General features: G+C 69.6%; 16 protein-coding genes. 13 read left to right on the forward strand and 3 right to left on the reverse strand.

Annotated features, from left to right (window positions below; genetic code table 11):
- The first annotated feature begins 105 nt into the window (after nt 1–105).
- Nucleotides 106–1,113, forward strand: coding sequence for a phosphate ABC transporter substrate-binding protein PstS (gene pstS / locus KUG38_RS11625; RefSeq protein ID WP_216921663.1), 1,008 nt, complete (start codon nt 106–108; stop codon nt 1,111–1,113).
- A 219-nt stretch (nt 1,114–1,332) separates the two neighbouring features.
- On the opposite strand, the gene KUG38_RS11630 is transcribed toward pstS, so the two are convergent.
- On the reverse strand, nt 1,333–5,349 hold the full coding sequence (locus tag KUG38_RS11630) for a magnesium chelatase subunit H (protein WP_216921666.1): 4,017 nt from the start codon (nt 5,347–5,349) through the stop codon (nt 1,333–1,335).
- Between the two features lie 137 nt (nt 5,350–5,486).
- Here KUG38_RS11630 and dapB point away from each other — a divergent pair, with 137 nt between their 5' ends.
- From dapB to KUG38_RS11655, 5 genes are all read left to right on the forward strand, one after another.
- On the forward strand, nt 5,487–6,353 hold the full coding sequence (dapB, locus tag KUG38_RS11635; RefSeq protein ID WP_216921669.1) for a 4-hydroxy-tetrahydrodipicolinate reductase: 867 nt from the start codon (nt 5,487–5,489) through the stop codon (nt 6,351–6,353).
- Nucleotides 6,354–6,372: 19 nt separating this feature from the next.
- Nucleotides 6,373–7,020, forward strand: a complete 648-nt coding sequence (locus tag KUG38_RS11640; protein ID WP_216921673.1) for a DUF8619 family protein — start codon at nt 6,373–6,375, stop codon at nt 7,018–7,020.
- A 64-nt stretch (nt 7,021–7,084) separates the two neighbouring features.
- The gene (locus tag KUG38_RS11645; RefSeq protein WP_094587186.1) at nt 7,085–7,354 is read left to right on the forward strand and encodes a CAB/ELIP/HLIP family chlorophyll-binding protein; all 270 of its coding nucleotides are present in this window, start codon (nt 7,085–7,087) and stop codon (nt 7,352–7,354) included.
- Between the two features lie 97 nt (nt 7,355–7,451).
- On the forward strand, nt 7,452–8,693 hold the full coding sequence (locus KUG38_RS11650) for an FAD-dependent monooxygenase (RefSeq protein WP_216921676.1): 1,242 nt from the start codon (nt 7,452–7,454) through the stop codon (nt 8,691–8,693).
- A complete protein-coding gene (locus tag KUG38_RS11655; protein WP_106220230.1) occupies nt 8,614–8,826 on the forward strand; it encodes a DUF2949 domain-containing protein in 213 nt (70 codons plus the stop codon). The genes KUG38_RS11650 and KUG38_RS11655 overlap by 80 nt, the downstream gene beginning before the upstream one ends.
- 3 nt (nt 8,827–8,829) lie before the next feature.
- Here the strand turns inward: KUG38_RS11655 and KUG38_RS11660 are convergent, their stop codons facing one another.
- Nucleotides 8,830–9,369 carry an adenine phosphoribosyltransferase gene (locus tag KUG38_RS11660; RefSeq protein WP_216921679.1) on the reverse strand — a complete coding sequence of 180 codons (540 nt, stop codon included), beginning with the start codon at nt 9,367–9,369 and terminating at the stop codon, nt 8,830–8,832.
- 80 nt (nt 9,370–9,449) lie between these two features.
- Here KUG38_RS11660 and KUG38_RS11665 point away from each other — a divergent pair, with 80 nt between their 5' ends.
- The 5 genes from KUG38_RS11665 (at nt 9,450) to KUG38_RS11685 (ending at nt 12,178) form a co-directional block, all read left to right on the forward strand.
- The gene (locus KUG38_RS11665; protein WP_190609645.1) at nt 9,450–10,004 is read left to right on the forward strand and encodes a DUF3038 domain-containing protein; all 555 of its coding nucleotides are present in this window, start codon (nt 9,450–9,452) and stop codon (nt 10,002–10,004) included.
- Nucleotides 10,005–10,026: 22 nt separating this feature from the next.
- A complete protein-coding gene (locus KUG38_RS11670) occupies nt 10,027–10,659 on the forward strand; it encodes a DUF4335 domain-containing protein (protein WP_216921682.1) in 633 nt (210 codons plus the stop codon).
- A gap of 124 nt (nt 10,660–10,783) precedes the next feature.
- Nucleotides 10,784–11,029, forward strand: coding sequence for a hypothetical protein (locus KUG38_RS11675; protein ID WP_015108440.1), 246 nt, complete (start codon nt 10,784–10,786; stop codon nt 11,027–11,029).
- Nucleotides 11,030–11,039: 10 nt separating this feature from the next.
- The gene (locus KUG38_RS11680; protein WP_233134046.1) at nt 11,040–11,417 is read left to right on the forward strand and encodes a hypothetical protein; all 378 of its coding nucleotides are present in this window, start codon (nt 11,040–11,042) and stop codon (nt 11,415–11,417) included.
- A 257-nt stretch (nt 11,418–11,674) separates the two neighbouring features.
- Complete coding sequence (locus KUG38_RS11685) at nt 11,675–12,178, forward strand: hypothetical protein (RefSeq protein WP_216921685.1); 504 nt, start codon at nt 11,675–11,677, stop codon at nt 12,176–12,178.
- Here KUG38_RS11685 and KUG38_RS11690 read toward each other — a convergent pair.
- Nucleotides 12,112–12,273, reverse strand: coding sequence for a hypothetical protein (locus KUG38_RS11690; protein ID WP_216921688.1), 162 nt, complete (start codon nt 12,271–12,273; stop codon nt 12,112–12,114). The two genes, KUG38_RS11685 and KUG38_RS11690, sit on opposite strands and share 67 nt — an antisense overlap.
- A gap of 161 nt (nt 12,274–12,434) precedes the next feature.
- On the opposite strand from KUG38_RS11690, the gene KUG38_RS11695 reads away from it, so the two are divergent.
- Nucleotides 12,435–12,941, forward strand: coding sequence for a TspO/MBR family protein (locus KUG38_RS11695; protein ID WP_216921690.1), 507 nt, complete (start codon nt 12,435–12,437; stop codon nt 12,939–12,941).
- Nucleotides 12,907–14,448: a bifunctional aminoglycoside phosphotransferase/ATP-binding protein gene (locus tag KUG38_RS11700; protein WP_286195959.1), complete on the forward strand. Its 1,542-nt coding sequence runs from the start codon at nt 12,907–12,909 to the stop codon at nt 14,446–14,448. Before KUG38_RS11695 ends, KUG38_RS11700 begins: the two co-directional genes overlap by 35 nt.
- Nucleotides 14,449–14,575 lie beyond the last annotated feature (127 nt).

Genomic DNA, 14,575 nt, shown 5'->3' on the forward strand with positions numbered 1-14,575 from the left:
GCCGCCAGCGGGGCGATCAATCCTTGAACACCCGTTAACCTCTCCATAACACAAACGGTCAGAGCGGGTTGCTATTCATGACGGGCCCCCAAATTGGCCATTCTGATGACCTTCGCGAAGAAGGCCCTGATTCTCTCCGCAGCCGGTGCGCTCACGGCGGGCCTGGCGGTTCCGGTGATCGCCCAGAGCAATTCGATCAGCGGAGCCGGGGCCAGCTTTCCGGCTCCGGCCTATCAGCGCTGGGCCGTTGAATTCGCCAGGGAAACCAAGAGGCAGGTGAACTACCAGTCGGTGGGTTCCGGCGCCGGTGTGCGCCAGTTCCACGCCGGCAGCGTTGATTTCGGCGCCACCGATGAGGAGCTGAATGCCTCCAAAGGTGAGTTCACCAAGGGCGTGACCGCCCAGCGCGGTGCCCTGCAGATCCCGATGATGGGCGGCACCGTCACCCCTGCTTACAACAATCCCAGCTGCAAGAACCTGAAGCTCACCCAGCGCCAGGTGGCTGACATCTTCCTCGGCAAGATCAAGACCTGGGATCAGCTGAAGTGCGGCAAAGGGCCGATCAACGTGGTTCACCGCTCTGACGGCTCCGGCACCACCTACGTGTTCACCAACTCCCTCTCCTGCTTCTCTCCCGAGTGGAAGTCGAAGATTGGTGCCAACAAGGCCGTCAAGTGGCCCGTGGGCGTCGGCGGCAAGGGCAATGAGGGCGTGGCTGGTCTGATCCAGAACACCCCCGGTTCGATCGGCTACCTCAACCAGGCCTTCGTGAAGGGCCGGATCACCCCCGCTGCCGTCCAGAACAGGGCCGGCAAGTTCGTTCTGGCCAACGACGCCACCGGCGCCGCTGCCCTCAACAGCATCAAGCTGGATGCCCGCCTTGGCGGTGAGGACTGCAACCCGGCCGGCGCCAACGCCTTCCCGATCGCCTCCTTCACCTGGGTTCTGGCCTACCAGCGCGGCAACGGCGACAAGGCCGGCACCATCCGCCAGTTCCTGACCTGGGGCCTCACGCCCAAGGGTCAGAACATCGCCAAGTCGCTGGATTACGTGCCCCTCACCGGTGCCGTCCTGGCACGGGCCCGCGCCGAGGTGGCCAAGATCGGCCGTTGAGCCTGGTTCCGTTCAGTTGGCCCTGCGGGGCGCTGACAACAGATGATCAGGGGGGCTTTGGCCCCCCTTTTTCATTGCGGACGGGGGCATCAACGACGCCGGAGCGCAACCTGGACTGAAGACGCCAGCCTCATCTCTGGCCATCCGGCCGTAGGCGGCGCAGGACAGCCTCCAGCGTCTGAGCGCGCCGGACCGGCCGGTGACGAAAAGGAGCGGGGATTACTCGCTGACGCCTTCGATCCGGTCCTCGATCTCCTGGTAGATCTCCTGCAGCTGGGCGATGTTCTCGTCGGAGGTCTCCCAGTAGCCACGGCCGTTCACCTCCAGCAGGGTGCCGACGATGCGGCGGAAGCTGTGGGGGTTGAGGTCCATCAGCCGCTTGCGCATCTCCGGGTCGTTGATGAAGGTCTCGTTGGCCTCCTCGTAGACAAAGTTGTCGACCGCGCCGCTGGTGGCGCTCCAGCCCAGGGTGAAGTTGAGCCGCTTGGCCACCTCCCGCACGCCCTCGTAGCCGGAATCGAGCATGCCCTCGTACCACTTGGGGTTGAGCAGCTTGGTGCGCGAATCGAGGCGGATGGTTTCACTCAGGGAGCGCACCTGGGCGTTGGCCGTGGTGGTGTCGGCGATGTAGCTGGTGGGGGCCTTGCCGTCGTCGCGCAGGCCGGCGATCAGCTTGGTGGGATCGGAGTCGAAGTAATGGCTCACATCGGTGAGCGAGATCTCCGCCGAATCCAGGTTCTGGAACGTGACATCGGCGGTCTTCATCGCCGATTCGAACACCTCGCGATTCTGGTTCATCTCGCCTGGGTTGTCGGCGTTGAAGGCAAACGTCTTGCGGGACAGGTACATCTCCTGCAGCTCGCCCTCCTCCTCCCAGGTGCTGTTCTCCACCGCCAGGTTGACGTTCGAGGAGTAGCTGCCGCTGGCATTGGAGAACACCCGGGTGGCGGCGTCCCGCAGGGAGATGCCCTGGGCGGCGGCCTGCTCCTGGCTGTGCTTGCGCACGAAGTTCATCTCCAGGGGCTCGTCGGCCTCGGCGGCCATCTTCACGCCCTGGTCGATCAGGGCCATCTGGTTGATGAACAGGTCACGGAACACGCCCGAGCAGTTCACCACGACGTCGATGCGGGGCCGGCCCAGCTCCTCGAGGGAGATGAGCTCCAGCTTGTTCACCCGGCCGAGGGAATCGGCCATCGGACGCACGCCGATGAACCAGAGGATCTGGGCCAGGGATTCGCCGTAGGTCTTGATGTTGTCGGTGCCCCAGAGCACGCAGGCGATCGTTTCCGGCCAGGTGCCCTGCTCGGCCCTCTGGCGCTCGATCAGCCGGTCGACCACCACCTTGGCGGCGGCGATGGCCGCCCGGGTGGGGATGGCCTGGGGGTCGAGGGCGTGGATGTTCTTGCCGCTGGGCAGCACGCCGGGGTTGCGGATCGGATCCCCGCCGGGCCCGGGCAGGACGTACTCACCATCAAGGGCCCGCAGCAGGCTCTCCATCTCCATGTCGGCGCAGATCTGCTCCAGGCAGAAGCGCAGGTAGGCGAACTGGCGATCCAGCTCGGTGACATCCACATCGGGGAAGCCCGCCTGGCGGCAGGCGCTCAGCCAGGGGGAGGGCAGGCGGTAGCCGAAGCGCTCCAACAGATCGAAGAACCAACCGAAATTGCGCCGCAGGGTGACGCGGCCATCGGCACCGGTGACCTCCCGGACCATGGCGCCCACCGCCGAACGGCAGGCCTCGGTGATCACCCGGTTGAGCTCCACGTCCGCCAGCACGCCTTCATCGTTACCCCGGTACACCTCGGCGATGGTGCGGCCCCGGCTCTCGGCCAGCAGGCCCGGCAGGGAACGCAGGCCCTCCTCCTCCCGCTCCAGGGCGGCGATGCTCACCAGGGTGGCGACCGCCTCCTCGGCGGTGGGCGGCTTGCCGATGGTGTGCAGGCCGCAGGGCAGCAGCCGGCTCTCGATCTCCATCAGCTGGCGGTACACGGCTCCCACCACCCCGTCACGCCCGTCGAGGTCGAGGGCCGCCGCATCGGCATCCCCCTCGGGCAGGACCACGTCCTTGTCGAGGTTGCACTGGCGGGCGGTTTCGATGATCGCGTTGACGATCTGCACACCCCGGGAGCTCTCCCGCAGCTGCTGGTAGGAGCCCACCAGCTCGCCCAGTTCCTTGAGCCCCTTATACAGACCGGCATTCTCAGCCGGTGGCGTGAGGTAGCTGATCGTGGAGGCGTACCCACGCCGCTTGGCGATGGTGGCCTCCGAGGGGTTGTTGGCGGCGTAGTAGTAGAGGTTGGGCAGGGCGCCGATGAGGGAATCGGGGTAGCAGGTTTCGCTCATGCCCATCTGCTTGCCGGGCATGAACTCCAGGGAGCCGTGGGTGCCGAAGTGCAGCACCGCATCGGCGCCCCACACCTTCTCCAGGTAGGTGTAGTAGGCGGCGAAGCCGTGGTGGGGGCTGGCGCTGCGGGAATAGAGCAGGCGCATCGGATCGCCCTCGTAGCCGAAGGTGGGCTGCACCCCTACGAACACGTTGCCGAAGTGGCGGCCGTAGATCAGCAGGTTGGTGCCGTCGGAGTTGAGGGAGCCGGGGGGCTTGCCCCAGTTCTCTTCGAGGCGCTCGGAATAGGGGGTGAGCCGCTCGTACTCCTCGACGCTCATGCGGTGGGCGATCGCCAGCTCGGGGGCCCCCTGCAGGGCCTCCGGATCACTGAGCACGGCCTCCATCAGCTCCTTGGGCGTGCGGGGCATGGCGTCCACCGTGTAGCCCTTGGCCTTCATCTCCTCCAGCACGCGGAAGATCGAGCCGAACACATCGAGGTAGGCGGCGGTGCCCACGTTGCCCTTGTCCGGCGGGAAGCTGAACACGGTGATCGCCAACTTCTTCTCGGCGCGGGGCTTGATCCGCAGCGACGCCCAGCGGATGGCCCGCTCGGCGATCGCATCCACCCGGTCCTGGAGGGTGTGGGCCTTGCCGGTGGCGTCGTCACGCCCCGACAGCACGATCGGCTCGATGGCGCCGTCGAGTTCGGGGATGGCGATCTGCAGGGCCACCTGCACCGGGTGCAGGCCAAGATCGCTCTCCTCCCATTCCTGGGTGGTCTGGAAGACCAGGGGCAGGGCCACCATGTAGGGCCGGTTGAGCCGCTTGAGGGTCTCGATCGCCTTGGGATGGTCCTGGCGGGCCGGACCGCCCACCAGGGCGAAGCCGGTGAGGCTCACCACCCCGTCCACCAGTGGCTGGTCCGGGTTGAGGGGGTCGTAGAAGAAGGAGGAGACGGGCCGGGAGAAGTCGAGGCCGCCGCAGAACACGGGGATCACCGTGGCGCCGCGGTACTCCAGTTCCTGGATCACGGCCACGTAGTGGGCCTCATCGCCGGTGACGATGTGGCTGCGCTGCAGCACCAGGCCGATCACCGGACCCCGCCGGGCCTTCTCGCTTAGATCACTGCGGCTGGCGCTCCAGTTGAGGTACTCCTTGAGGTCCTCGAACATGCCCGGCGCCATCGGGTGCCAGATGCCCAGATCCGGGAACACCACCGGGTCGGCCACCGTCAGCTGGGGCCGGCCCAGCTCCGCCTTCCCGAAGACGTAGCGGTCGGCCAGCATCAGCAGGAAGTTGCGCAGGTTGTCCGGCGTTCCCCCCAGCCAGTACTGGAAGCTGAGCATGAAGGAACGGGCGTCCTGCGCCTTCTCCACCGGCAGGTACTTGAGCACCGTCGGCAGGGTGTTCAGCAGCTTGAGCATGGCGTCCTGGAAGCCGGCCCCATTGGCTTCCTTGCGCTTGCGCATGAACTGGGCGATGGCGCTCTTGCTCTGGCCCAGCTGGGCCATCGAGAAGGTGCCCAGCTTGTTGAGGCGCATCACCTCGGGCATGGAGGGGAACACCACCACCGCCTTGAGCCGGTCGCGGTGGGGGGCCACGGCGTCCACCACCTTCTGGGCCAGGTCCTCGATGAAGATCAGCGAGGCGATGAAGACGTCGGCCGCCGCCACGTCGGCACAGAAATCGGCGTAGTTGGCCGGGTCGCGCAGCTCCTCGATCAGGTAGCCGCTGAGTTCCACCGCCAGGGGACCGTTCTGGTCGTTGAGGCCGGTGGCGGCGGTGGTGAGGGCGTTCTGGTACTGGGGTTCGAGCACCACGTAGACGGCCTTCATCACCACCCGGTCGTTGGCGCCATCGGTGGGGGCAGGGCTGACCCGGCGGCTGGCGGAACGGACCTGCGTGAACATGCGGCGGATGCGTTGAGCAATGTGAAGCAGCCTACGGAGGTCCCGCCGGGGACGCGATCGGTTGCAGCGCAGCGTTACAGGCTGCAGCCCTGCCGGTGGGCCGGCCCACATAGGCTCGCCTGGAACGCCAGCACGCCATGACCGCGACCACTCCGTCCCCGCCGGCCCCGGCGCCGATCCCGGTGGTGGTGGCCGGGGCCCTGGGCCGCATGGGCGCCGAGGTGATCAAGGCCGTGGTGGCGGCCCCCGACTGCACCCTGGTGGGGGCGATCGACACCACCCCGGGCCGCGAAGGCGAGGACGTCGGGCTGGCCCTGGGGCTGGAGGAACTGGAGGTGGCGATCAGCGCCGATTTCGAAGGCACCCTCTGCCAGGCGGGCCAGGCGGTGCGGCAGTCCGGGCCGGGCGGCGGCGCGGTGCTCGTGGACTTCACCCACCCCAGCGTCGTCTACGAGCACTGCCGCGGCGCCTTCGCCTACGGCGTCCATCCGGTGATCGGCACCACCGGCCTGCGCCCCGACCAGCTGGCGGATCTGGCCGCGTTCGCCGAGAAGGCCTCGATGGGGGGGGCGGTGGTGCCCAACTTCTGCGTGGGCATGGTGCTGCTGCAGCAGGCGGCCGCGGCGGCGGCCCGCTTCTACGACTACGCCGAGCTCACCGAGCTGCACCACAACCGCAAGGCCGATGCCCCCAGCGGCACCTGCCTCAAGACCGCCGAGCTGATGGAGGAACTCGGCAAGACCTTCAACCCCCTGCAGGTGGAGGAGCACGAGAGCCTGGCCGGATGCCGGGGGGGGCTCAGGGAGAGCGGCCTCCGGCTCCACTCGGTGCGGCTGCCCGGGCTGGTGGCCCACCAGGAGGTGATGTTCGGCTCCCCCGGCGAGACCTACACCCTGCGCCACGACACGATCGACCGCAGCGCCTACATGCCCGGCGTGCTGCTCACGGTGCGCAAGGTGCGCCGGCTGGGCGGCCTTGTCTACGGCCTCGAGAGGCTGCTGTGAGCCGCCACCCCATGGGCCCATGCTGATCCCCCTCAAACCCGGCGAACTGCTCCGCCTGATCCCGGCGGTGGCCACCGGTCCCCAGTTCACGGCCTGCAGCGGCGACCCCCGCAAGCTGCTGCAGCGGGTGCTGATCTCGGTGATCGGCGGGGTGATCGCGCTGCTGATCAGCCAGGTGCTCCTGTTCCGAAGCCAGGCGGGCCCGGTGTTCCTGGTGGTGGGCTTCGTGTTCCTTCTCTATGTGCTGTGGGGGCCGATCCTGGAGGCGGGACGCCGCAACGCCGTACTGCGGCGCTACCCGGCGGCCGCCATCTTCGAGGGGGTGGTGGCCGACCAGTTCCGGCGGGAGGTGGTGGAGAACCGCCGGGAGCAGGCCAACAAGCAGGGGCGCCTGGAGCTGGTGGAGAACCGGCGCACCTGGCTGTGCCTGGAGCTGGAAGATGAGGACGGCTACCTCGGCCAGATCCGCTTCCCGCTGGAGAAGAAGCACGAGCTGATCCGGCCGGGGATGGTGATCCGCTGCCTGGTGCTGAGTGAGCGCAAGGACTTCTCCCGCATCGGCGCCCTCTCGGATGGCTGGCTCCCCCAGCTGAAGCAGTGGGTGGGCGAGTACCCCTACCTGCTGCGGCCAGCCTTCGAGGAGCTCTGCCTGCGGCGCCTGGGGTGAGGACGCTGGACGCATTCGAAACAATGCGTTACAATTCTCGCAACACTTCTCAAGGAGTTCTCCCATGACCGCCGCCACCCCCACCGCTCCCACCGCCCTCGATCGCTCCGCCATCCGCGGCGCCACCGTCACCACTGAAGACGGCGGCCGTCTCAACGCCTTCGCCACCGAGCCCCGCATGGAAGTGGTGAGCGCCGAGAGCGGCTGGGGCTTCCACGAGCGCGCCGAGAAGCTGAACGGCCGCATGGCCATGCTCGGCTTCATCGCCCTGCTGGCCACCGAGTTCGCCCTGGGCGGCGAGGCCTTCACCCGCGGCCTGCTCGGCATCGGCTGATCCCGGCGCCCCTTCGGGGGACTGCCTTTCTCCGGTCCGCCGTTCACGGCGGACCCCATCGCCGCAGCAGACTTTCTGTTGCGGCTTTTCCATGGCCATGCCCGCTTCGCTTCACGCCCGGATCCGGGGCGCCGGGCCCACCGGCGCCCTGGCGGCCCTGGCCCTGGCCCAGGTCGGCTGGCGGGTGAGCCTGCACGATCCCCTGACCGCCGAGGCGCTGCAGGCCCGGGAGCGGGCCTACGCCTTCACCCACTCCAGCCGGGAACTGCTGCAGCGTCTCGGGCTCTGGGGCGACCTGCGGCCCACCCTGGTGCCCTTCCGCCGACTGCACCTGCGCGACGTGGCGGCGGAGCGTGATGTGCGCTTCGAGCCGGCCGACCTTGGCCAGGCCGACGCGGTGGGCTGGATCGGATCCCACCGGCCCCTGATGGCGCTGCTGCTGCGACGCCTCGGCCAGCACCCCGCCGTCCGCCTGGAGCTCGGCGGCGAAGCGCTGGCCGCCGCCGAGCTCCAGGCGGACACCGCCGATCTCCTGGTGGCCGCCGACGGCCCCGAGTCCCCCACCCGCCGGGCCCTGAGCATCGGTCAGTGGAGCCATCCGTACCGCCAGGCCTGCCTCACGGTGCAGGTGGAGATGCGCGGCTGCGCCGACGACGAGGCCTGGGAACTGCTGCGGCCGGAAGGCCCCTTCGCGGTCCTGCCCCTGGGCGCGCGCCGCTTCCAGCTGGTCTGGAGCGCACCGGCGGCCCGCTGCCGCCAGCTGGAGGCCCTGGAGGCCCCGGCCTTCCTTGACCGGCTGGCGGGAGCCCTGCCGGACCGGCTCCAGCCCGATGCCCTGCTGGCGCGGCCCCGCGCCTTTCCTGTCGCCCTGCAGCTGGCCCGGCGCCTGCATCGCGGCCGCACGGTGCTGGTGGGGGAAAGTGCCCACCGCTGCCATCCGGTGGGCGGCCAGGGGTTGAATCTCTGCTGGCGGGATGTGGCGGTGCTGCAGCAGCTGGCCGAACGGGCCGCCCGGGGAACGCTGTCACCGCGCCGCCTTGGAGCCGCCTACGGGCGCCGCCGCTGGCCCGATCTGCTGCTCACCCTGCTGGCCACCGACCTGCTGGTGCGGATCTTCTCCAACCGCCACCGCTGGCTGCTGCCCCTGCGCCAGCTGGGCCTGGCCTGCCTCGCCCGCATCGACGGCACCCGGGCCCTGGCCCTGCGGGCCATGACCCAGGGGCCTTGTCGCCTGCACCAGCCGCTTGCAGCATGGGGGGATGGTGATCAGCAGCTCTCCCCAGCCCCTGCCCTCTCCGGCCATGGTGCGCTTCCTGCGCCATCAGCTGGGCCTGAGTGAGAACGCCCTGCAGCTGGGCATCCGCCAGTCCCAGCTGGAGCAGGCGCCGCTCCCGGCCGTGCTCTGGCGGTTCGGCCTGATCAGCCTCGAGCAGTTCGACAGCGTCCTGGCCTGGCAGGACCAGCAGGGCTGAGGCTCAGCTGTAGATGATCAGGGACTCGATCGGATGCTCCTGGGGCAGCCGGCTGCGGCCGTCGAGGGCCGCCAGTTCGGCCAGGAAGCCGAAACCGCAGAGTTCCCCCCCCGCGGCCTGGACCAGCTCGCTGCAGGCCGCGGCGGTGCCCCCGGTGGCCAGCAGGTCGTCGACGATCAGCACCCGCTGGCCGCCGGCGAGGGCATCGCTGTGGATCTCCAGCCGGTCGGTGCCGTACTCGAGGCTGTAATCCACGCCGATCACCTCGCCGGGGAGCTTGCCCGGCTTGCGCACCGGCACGAACCCCACCCCCGTGACCGTGGCCAGGGCCGTGCCGACGATGAAGCCGCGGGATTCGATGCCCACGATCAGGTCCGGCTGCACCTGCTCACAAAGCAGCCCCAGCAGGCGGATGGCCTCCCCCCAGCCCTCGGGATCCCGCATCAGGGGCGTGAGGTCGCGGAAGAGAATGCCCGGCTTCGGAAAGTCGGGAATGTCCCGGACCCAGGTGCGCAGATCGATCGATGAAGGGCTGCTGGGCATCGTGCTGCTGGGTCGTGCTGGTGAAGGGACCGGTACCGGCGACGTGACGGATGGACGGCGCCGCTGGCATCATCGCAGTCATGGCCAAGGACACTTCGGAAGCGGCGACCCAGGACCGCTCCTCCCGCCCCCTGCCCCGCAGGGGACTGGAGCGTCTCGATCTGATGCTGCTCTGCATGGAGGCGCTCGACCTCAACGGCGGCGAGGCGATGGTGTGGATGAGCGAGCAACTGGGCTACGCCGGCCTCTTCCCCAACCGGGTGGAGCTGTGGAAGCGGCGCTGCCACAACCCCCTGCGGCGCTCCTGCCGGCGCGGTGAGGTGCCCGTCGCCGAGACCGATGCCCTGATCCGCATCCTCTGCGTCATGGCCGACCGCCTCTACCCGATGCTGCGCTCCCTGCTCTCCAGCAGCGAGCCTGAGTCGGTGGCGAAGGAGCGCTGGGACCTGTTCCAGGGACGTCTGGGGGAACTGATCCAGGAGCGCATGAACCCCCGCCGCAGCGGCGTCCAGAAACTGCTCGATCCCAACGACGGAGCTGCCCAGCGGCTCCAGCTGGTGCAGGGCCTCAGTCTCTGCGCCGGCCAGGGGGGCTTCGAGCGCATCAAGGCCAGCCTGATGGACGCGGTGGCGTGACGGCGGCCGCAGCAGACCACCCATGGTTCAGAGTTCCGTGATGAAGCAGAGCCTCGTCTTCGATCAGCTCAGCTGCCGGCTTCAGGTGGAGGGTCTCCCCGACGTCTCCATCGGCCAGAGCGGTGCGGCCCTGGGAATCATCACCGGCTGGACCCTGCAGTGGGTCGGCCGGCCGCTGCTGGAGGGCCGCCGTGAGCACCTCCAGGCCCTGATGCAGGTGGTGCTGCCCTACGCCCGCCACCTGATCAGCGGCGTGCGCCGCGAGTTCAGCGTGGCCGGCGAACCGGTCGACATCGGCCCCCACCCCGACGGCGGCCACCGGCTCCTGTTGCGCAGCAGCCAGCCCGACACCCCTCCCCTGGAGATGCATCTCGACGATGCGGAACTCGCGGATCTGGTGCGGGTGCTGGATCTGCTGCGCCTCGACCCCCGCGTCCAGCTGCCCCTGGCGATTCCCGATCCGGAGCCCCTCGGGCCCAGGGAACTGATGGAGCGGATCCCCCTGCACCGGCGCCTCTCGGCCCCGGTGGGTGGCGCGGCGGCCCTGGCGGTCTCGGCGGCCCTGGTGCTGCTGCTGCCTCCGCCCGCCGTGCCCCCCGCGCCGACACCGGCGCCGCCGGCGGCCGTGGAGGCCCCGGCCACTCCGCGGCCCTGAGCCACCCCCGGGCGGCGAGCGGTTGACGTCGGCCCGGCACTGGTCACACTGGGGGCAACCATCCAGCGCCTCCACTGCCATGCAACGGGCTCACCGATGGGTATGAAGCCATGGTCATGAATCGATGGGCATGACCTGGTCGGAACTGCGCCGGCGGGTGGCACGGCTCGGGGCCGCCCTGGATGTGGTGGTCCGCAGCGATCCGGAGGTCTGCGGCCTGAGCGGTTCCCATTTCCACCTCACGCTCCACCACGGCGGCCAGGGCGACTGCACGGTCAACGACCTGTCCCTGATCGATTGTCCCAACGAGCTGGTGCTGATGGAATTCGAGCGGTGGATGCGGGGTGCCGGCTATCCGCTGGAGCCCTGACATCCCGGCCATGCCCCACACCCCCTACCCGCTCCATCTGCCGACGCCGAGGGGACCGACACCGGGGAAGGGTCTGGAGCTGCGCCGTCGCCGGCGCCGTCCCTCCTCCCGCTGGCGCCAGGTGCTGGCGGGCCTGCTGCTGATCCTGGCGGGAAGCCTGATCCTGGCCGGGCTGATGCAGCTGCCGGAACGGCTGGATGCCCTGCTGCTGGTGAGCAATGCCATCGCCAACCTGATCAGCGGGCTGAGCCGGCTCAGCATGGGCATCCTGCAGCTGGGCAGCGTCATCGTGGTGGCCCTGCTGGCCCTGATGGCCCTGCTGCTGCTCGTCGGCGGCGGCGTCCGTCTGGTGCGGGGGCTCACCGCCCGGCCGCGCCGTCCCTCCTGAGGCGCAGCCACCACAGCCTGAAGGCCCCGCGCCGGGGACTCAGTGGTGCAGTTGCTGGAACCAGAACCCGGCCAGCTGCCAGGACGACAACAGGAAGATCGCCAGGATCAGCCAGTTGACCCAGGCGGGCCGTTCGCGGTTCTCGAACATGGCGGCAGGGGAGTCGCGTCCTTCGCCCTGATCCTGCCAGTGCGCCCGGCTGATCCGGTGCCGCGTGACGGTCGGTGGCACCAAACGGATGTCAGCGTTCCGCCCCCATGTCGAGCGACCCCGACTCCGGCCCCGCCCCAGGCGCCCTGCTCTCCTGCCTGGGCTTTCCCGGCTGGGGGGGACTGCACCTGGTCGTCCCGAGCCGGGGACAGCCGCCCGCCCTGGCCAGGCGTATGGAGCTCTGCCGGCGGGACGACGGGGCAGCTGGGGGCCAGCTGCTGGCCGCCCTGCTGCGCCGCCACCGCGATCTGGAGCCCCTCGATCCGGCCCTCTGGCCCTGGGCCGGGGACAGCGCCATGGCCTGGCCCCGGACCTGGGGGCATCGCTACCTGCTGATCTGCCGCTGGGGATCAGCCACGCCGCTGCGCATCGCCGCCTGGAAGCGGCAGGGGGAGGGTCAGAGCGAGCAGGGGGGCTGGGCCCGACTCTGTGCACCCATCCCCCTGTCCTGCTTCAGCGAGCGCTTTCTCACCCCACGGGGTGGTCAGGAGATGACCAGGGCCACACCCAGTCCGACCACCATCAGGGCGATGGCCCCCACGGCCCAGTAGGCATGGCTCTGGGCATCGGCCCTGGACTCGCCGATCACCATCGTGCCTTCGTCGGCGTAGAGGTTGTCGTGGTTCTCGAGATCGTGGGTATGCATGGGGCCTCCAGCAAGCTCGTCGGACCCCTCCAACGTAGGAACGCCGGACGGGCCGGTCCGCCACCGCGACGAACCGACACCCCCCGCCACGGTCTGCCCCGATGGCCCGCCATGGCAGGTTGGCCGGCGGCGCCCAATAATGCGGCTGTCTGCAGAGTCCCGTGCCTCCCTGGCTGCTGATCCTGATCACCGTTCTGGTGATCACCCTGGTCGTCAATCCCACGGAGCGGGACTACGTCTGGTATCGCAGCCTCCGGCGACCGGAGTGGATCAGCCGGCAACCGTGGGTCGCCCTGGCCTGGCCGCTGATCAGTGTCTGCTTCTACGGCTCGGCGCTCGCCTTCTGGCAGACGGCCGGATCCTGGGGCTGGGTGGCCGTGTACGCCGTCCTGCTGGTGCTGCTGCGCAGCCCCCACTGGCTGATCTGCCGTCTGCACCGCCTCACCGCCGGACTTCCCGTCTGGCTGGTCAGCTGGACCCTGACGCTGGTTCTGGCCCTGATCGTGGGGCCCGCCTCGCCCCTGGCCTCGGGGTTGCTGCTGCCCGCCCTGGTGTGGACGCCGGTGGAGGCCGCCATCGCCCTGCGGATGGTTGGATTGAACCGCAAGGAGCACCGGAGCGGCCGTGGACCCGATGATCGCCGCCCTGCTCGATCCCGGCGCCTATGACCATCCCGTCGAACGGGTCGACTGCCTGGAGACCCACATCTCCTGGATCCTTCTGACCGGCACCATCGCCTACAAGATCAAGAAGCCGGTGAACCTGGGCTTCGTCGATTTCTCGACCCCGGAGCGGCGCCGCTGGTTCTGCCAGGAGGAGCTACGGCTCAACCGGCGGCTGGCTCCGGACCTCTACCTCGGCCTCACTCCGATCCACGGCCCGCCCGAGCGGGCCAGCCTGCAGGGCAGCGGGCCGATCCTCGAGCAAGCCGTCCGCATGCGCCAGTTCCCCCAGAACGCCCTGCTGGGCGCCGTTCTGGATCGCCAGGGCCTCACCGCCGACCAGCTCGAACGGCTGGCGGATGACCTGGCGGCCTTCCACGCCAGCGCTGCGGTGGCCCGCCCCGACGAGGCCTACGGCTCACCGCAGCTGGTGAAGACGCCGGCCCTGGCCAATCTGGAGGTGCTGGCGGCCAGCGGCGCTGGGGTCGCGCCGGAGGTGGCCTCCCTGCGGCAGTGGACGCAGGACAGCTTCGAAGCCCTCCAGGCCACCTTCGCCCTGCGCCGCAGCCAGGGGCGCATCCGCGAGTGCCATGGGGATCTGCACCTCGGTAACCTGCTGCTGGAGGGGGGCCGCATCCGGGTCTTCGACTGCCTGGAATTCAGCCCCGAGCTGCGCTGGATCGACGTGATCAGCGACCTGGCCTTTCTGGTGATGGACCTGGAGCACCGCGACCGGCCCGACCTGGGGGCGGTGCTGCTCAACCGCTGGCTGGGGCGCTGCGGCGACTACGGCGGCCTGCTCACCTGGCGCTGGTACCGGGTCTACCGCTCCCTGGTGCGGGCCAAGGTCTGCGCCCTGCGCCTGCGCCAGCCCGACCTCGACGCTGGCGCGGAGCAGCTGCTGGAGCGGGACCTGGAGCGCTACCTCCTGGGCGCCCGTCGCGCCACCGCAGTCCCGGCCCCGGCCCTGGTGATCACCCATGGGGTCTCCGGCAGCGGCAAGAGCCACCGGGCCCGCCAGCTCTGCCGGCGCCAGGGATGGATCCAGCTCAGCTCCGACGTGGAGCGCAAGCGCCGCTTCGGTGCCTGGGGCCAGGGGGACGCGCCCCCCCTGCAGGGGGATCCCTACCGGAGCGCGGTGAGCGCCGACCTCTACGGGCGGCAACTGCCGGAGCAGGCCGCCCGGATCCTGGCCGCCGGGTATGCGGTGGTGGTGGATGCCACCTTCCTGGGCCGTGATCAACGCCGGCGGATGGAGGATCTGGCCCGACACCGCGGCGTGCCGTTCCTGATCCTGGCCTGCTGCAGCACACCGGAGCAGGCCCGCCGGCGCATCGAGGAGCGCCGACAGCGGGGCGGTGATCCCTCCGACGCCGATGGGGCCGTGCTGGAGACCCAGCTCAGGGCCCAGCAGCCCCTCGACGAAGGGGAGCGCCGGCACGTGCTCGAGGTGGGGGCGGAGCTGACGGCCGGCGATCTGATCGCCCGGGTGGAGGAGCGGCTGGGGACCTAGAACCACTCGGCCAGGGCGGCCTCGCGGGTGTTGACGTTGGCTTCCGGCGTGGAGCGGCGGAACTCCATGGTGATGCTGCGCTTCTGCTCGCCATCGGCCGCCAGGGCCTCGATCGGGTAGAGCTGCT

Source organism: Synechococcus sp. CCAP 1479/9, assembly GCF_019038535.1.
In the GTDB taxonomy this organism is placed as follows: domain Bacteria; phylum Cyanobacteriota; class Cyanobacteriia; order PCC-6307; family Cyanobiaceae; genus Cyanobium.

Excerpts from the sequence above, each read along its gene's own strand:
- KUG38_RS11650 (WP_216921676.1), top strand. The coding sequence starts at position 7,452 with ATGCCCGCTTCGCTTCACGCCCGGATCCGGGGCGCCGGGCCCACCGGC.
- KUG38_RS11675 (WP_015108440.1), top strand. The coding sequence starts at position 10,784 with ATGGGCATGACCTGGTCGGAACTGCGCCGGCGGGTGGCACGGCTCGGG.
- KUG38_RS11645 (WP_094587186.1), top strand. The coding sequence starts at position 7,085 with ATGACCGCCGCCACCCCCACCGCTCCCACCGCCCTCGATCGCTCCGCC.
- KUG38_RS11690 (WP_216921688.1), bottom strand. The coding sequence starts at position 12,273 with ATGCATACCCACGATCTCGAGAACCACGACAACCTCTACGCCGACGAA.
- KUG38_RS11660 (WP_216921679.1), bottom strand. The coding sequence starts at position 9,369 with ATGCCCAGCAGCCCTTCATCGATCGATCTGCGCACCTGGGTCCGGGAC.
- pstS (WP_216921663.1), top strand. The coding sequence starts at position 106 with ATGACCTTCGCGAAGAAGGCCCTGATTCTCTCCGCAGCCGGTGCGCTC.
- KUG38_RS11640 (WP_216921673.1), top strand. The coding sequence starts at position 6,373 with ATGCTGATCCCCCTCAAACCCGGCGAACTGCTCCGCCTGATCCCGGCG.
- KUG38_RS11670 (WP_216921682.1), top strand. The coding sequence starts at position 10,027 with ATGGTTCAGAGTTCCGTGATGAAGCAGAGCCTCGTCTTCGATCAGCTC.
- KUG38_RS11700 (WP_286195959.1), top strand. The coding sequence starts at position 12,907 with ATGATCGCCGCCCTGCTCGATCCCGGCGCCTATGACCATCCCGTCGAA.
- KUG38_RS11680 (WP_233134046.1), top strand. The coding sequence starts at position 11,040 with ATGCCCCACACCCCCTACCCGCTCCATCTGCCGACGCCGAGGGGACCG.
- dapB (WP_216921669.1), top strand. The coding sequence starts at position 5,487 with ATGACCGCGACCACTCCGTCCCCGCCGGCCCCGGCGCCGATCCCGGTG.
- KUG38_RS11685 (WP_216921685.1), top strand. The coding sequence starts at position 11,675 with ATGTCGAGCGACCCCGACTCCGGCCCCGCCCCAGGCGCCCTGCTCTCC.
- KUG38_RS11630 (WP_216921666.1), bottom strand. The coding sequence starts at position 5,349 with ATGTTCACGCAGGTCCGTTCCGCCAGCCGCCGGGTCAGCCCTGCCCCC.
- KUG38_RS11665 (WP_190609645.1), top strand. The coding sequence starts at position 9,450 with ATGGCCAAGGACACTTCGGAAGCGGCGACCCAGGACCGCTCCTCCCGC.
- KUG38_RS11655 (WP_106220230.1), top strand. The coding sequence starts at position 8,614 with ATGGTGATCAGCAGCTCTCCCCAGCCCCTGCCCTCTCCGGCCATGGTG.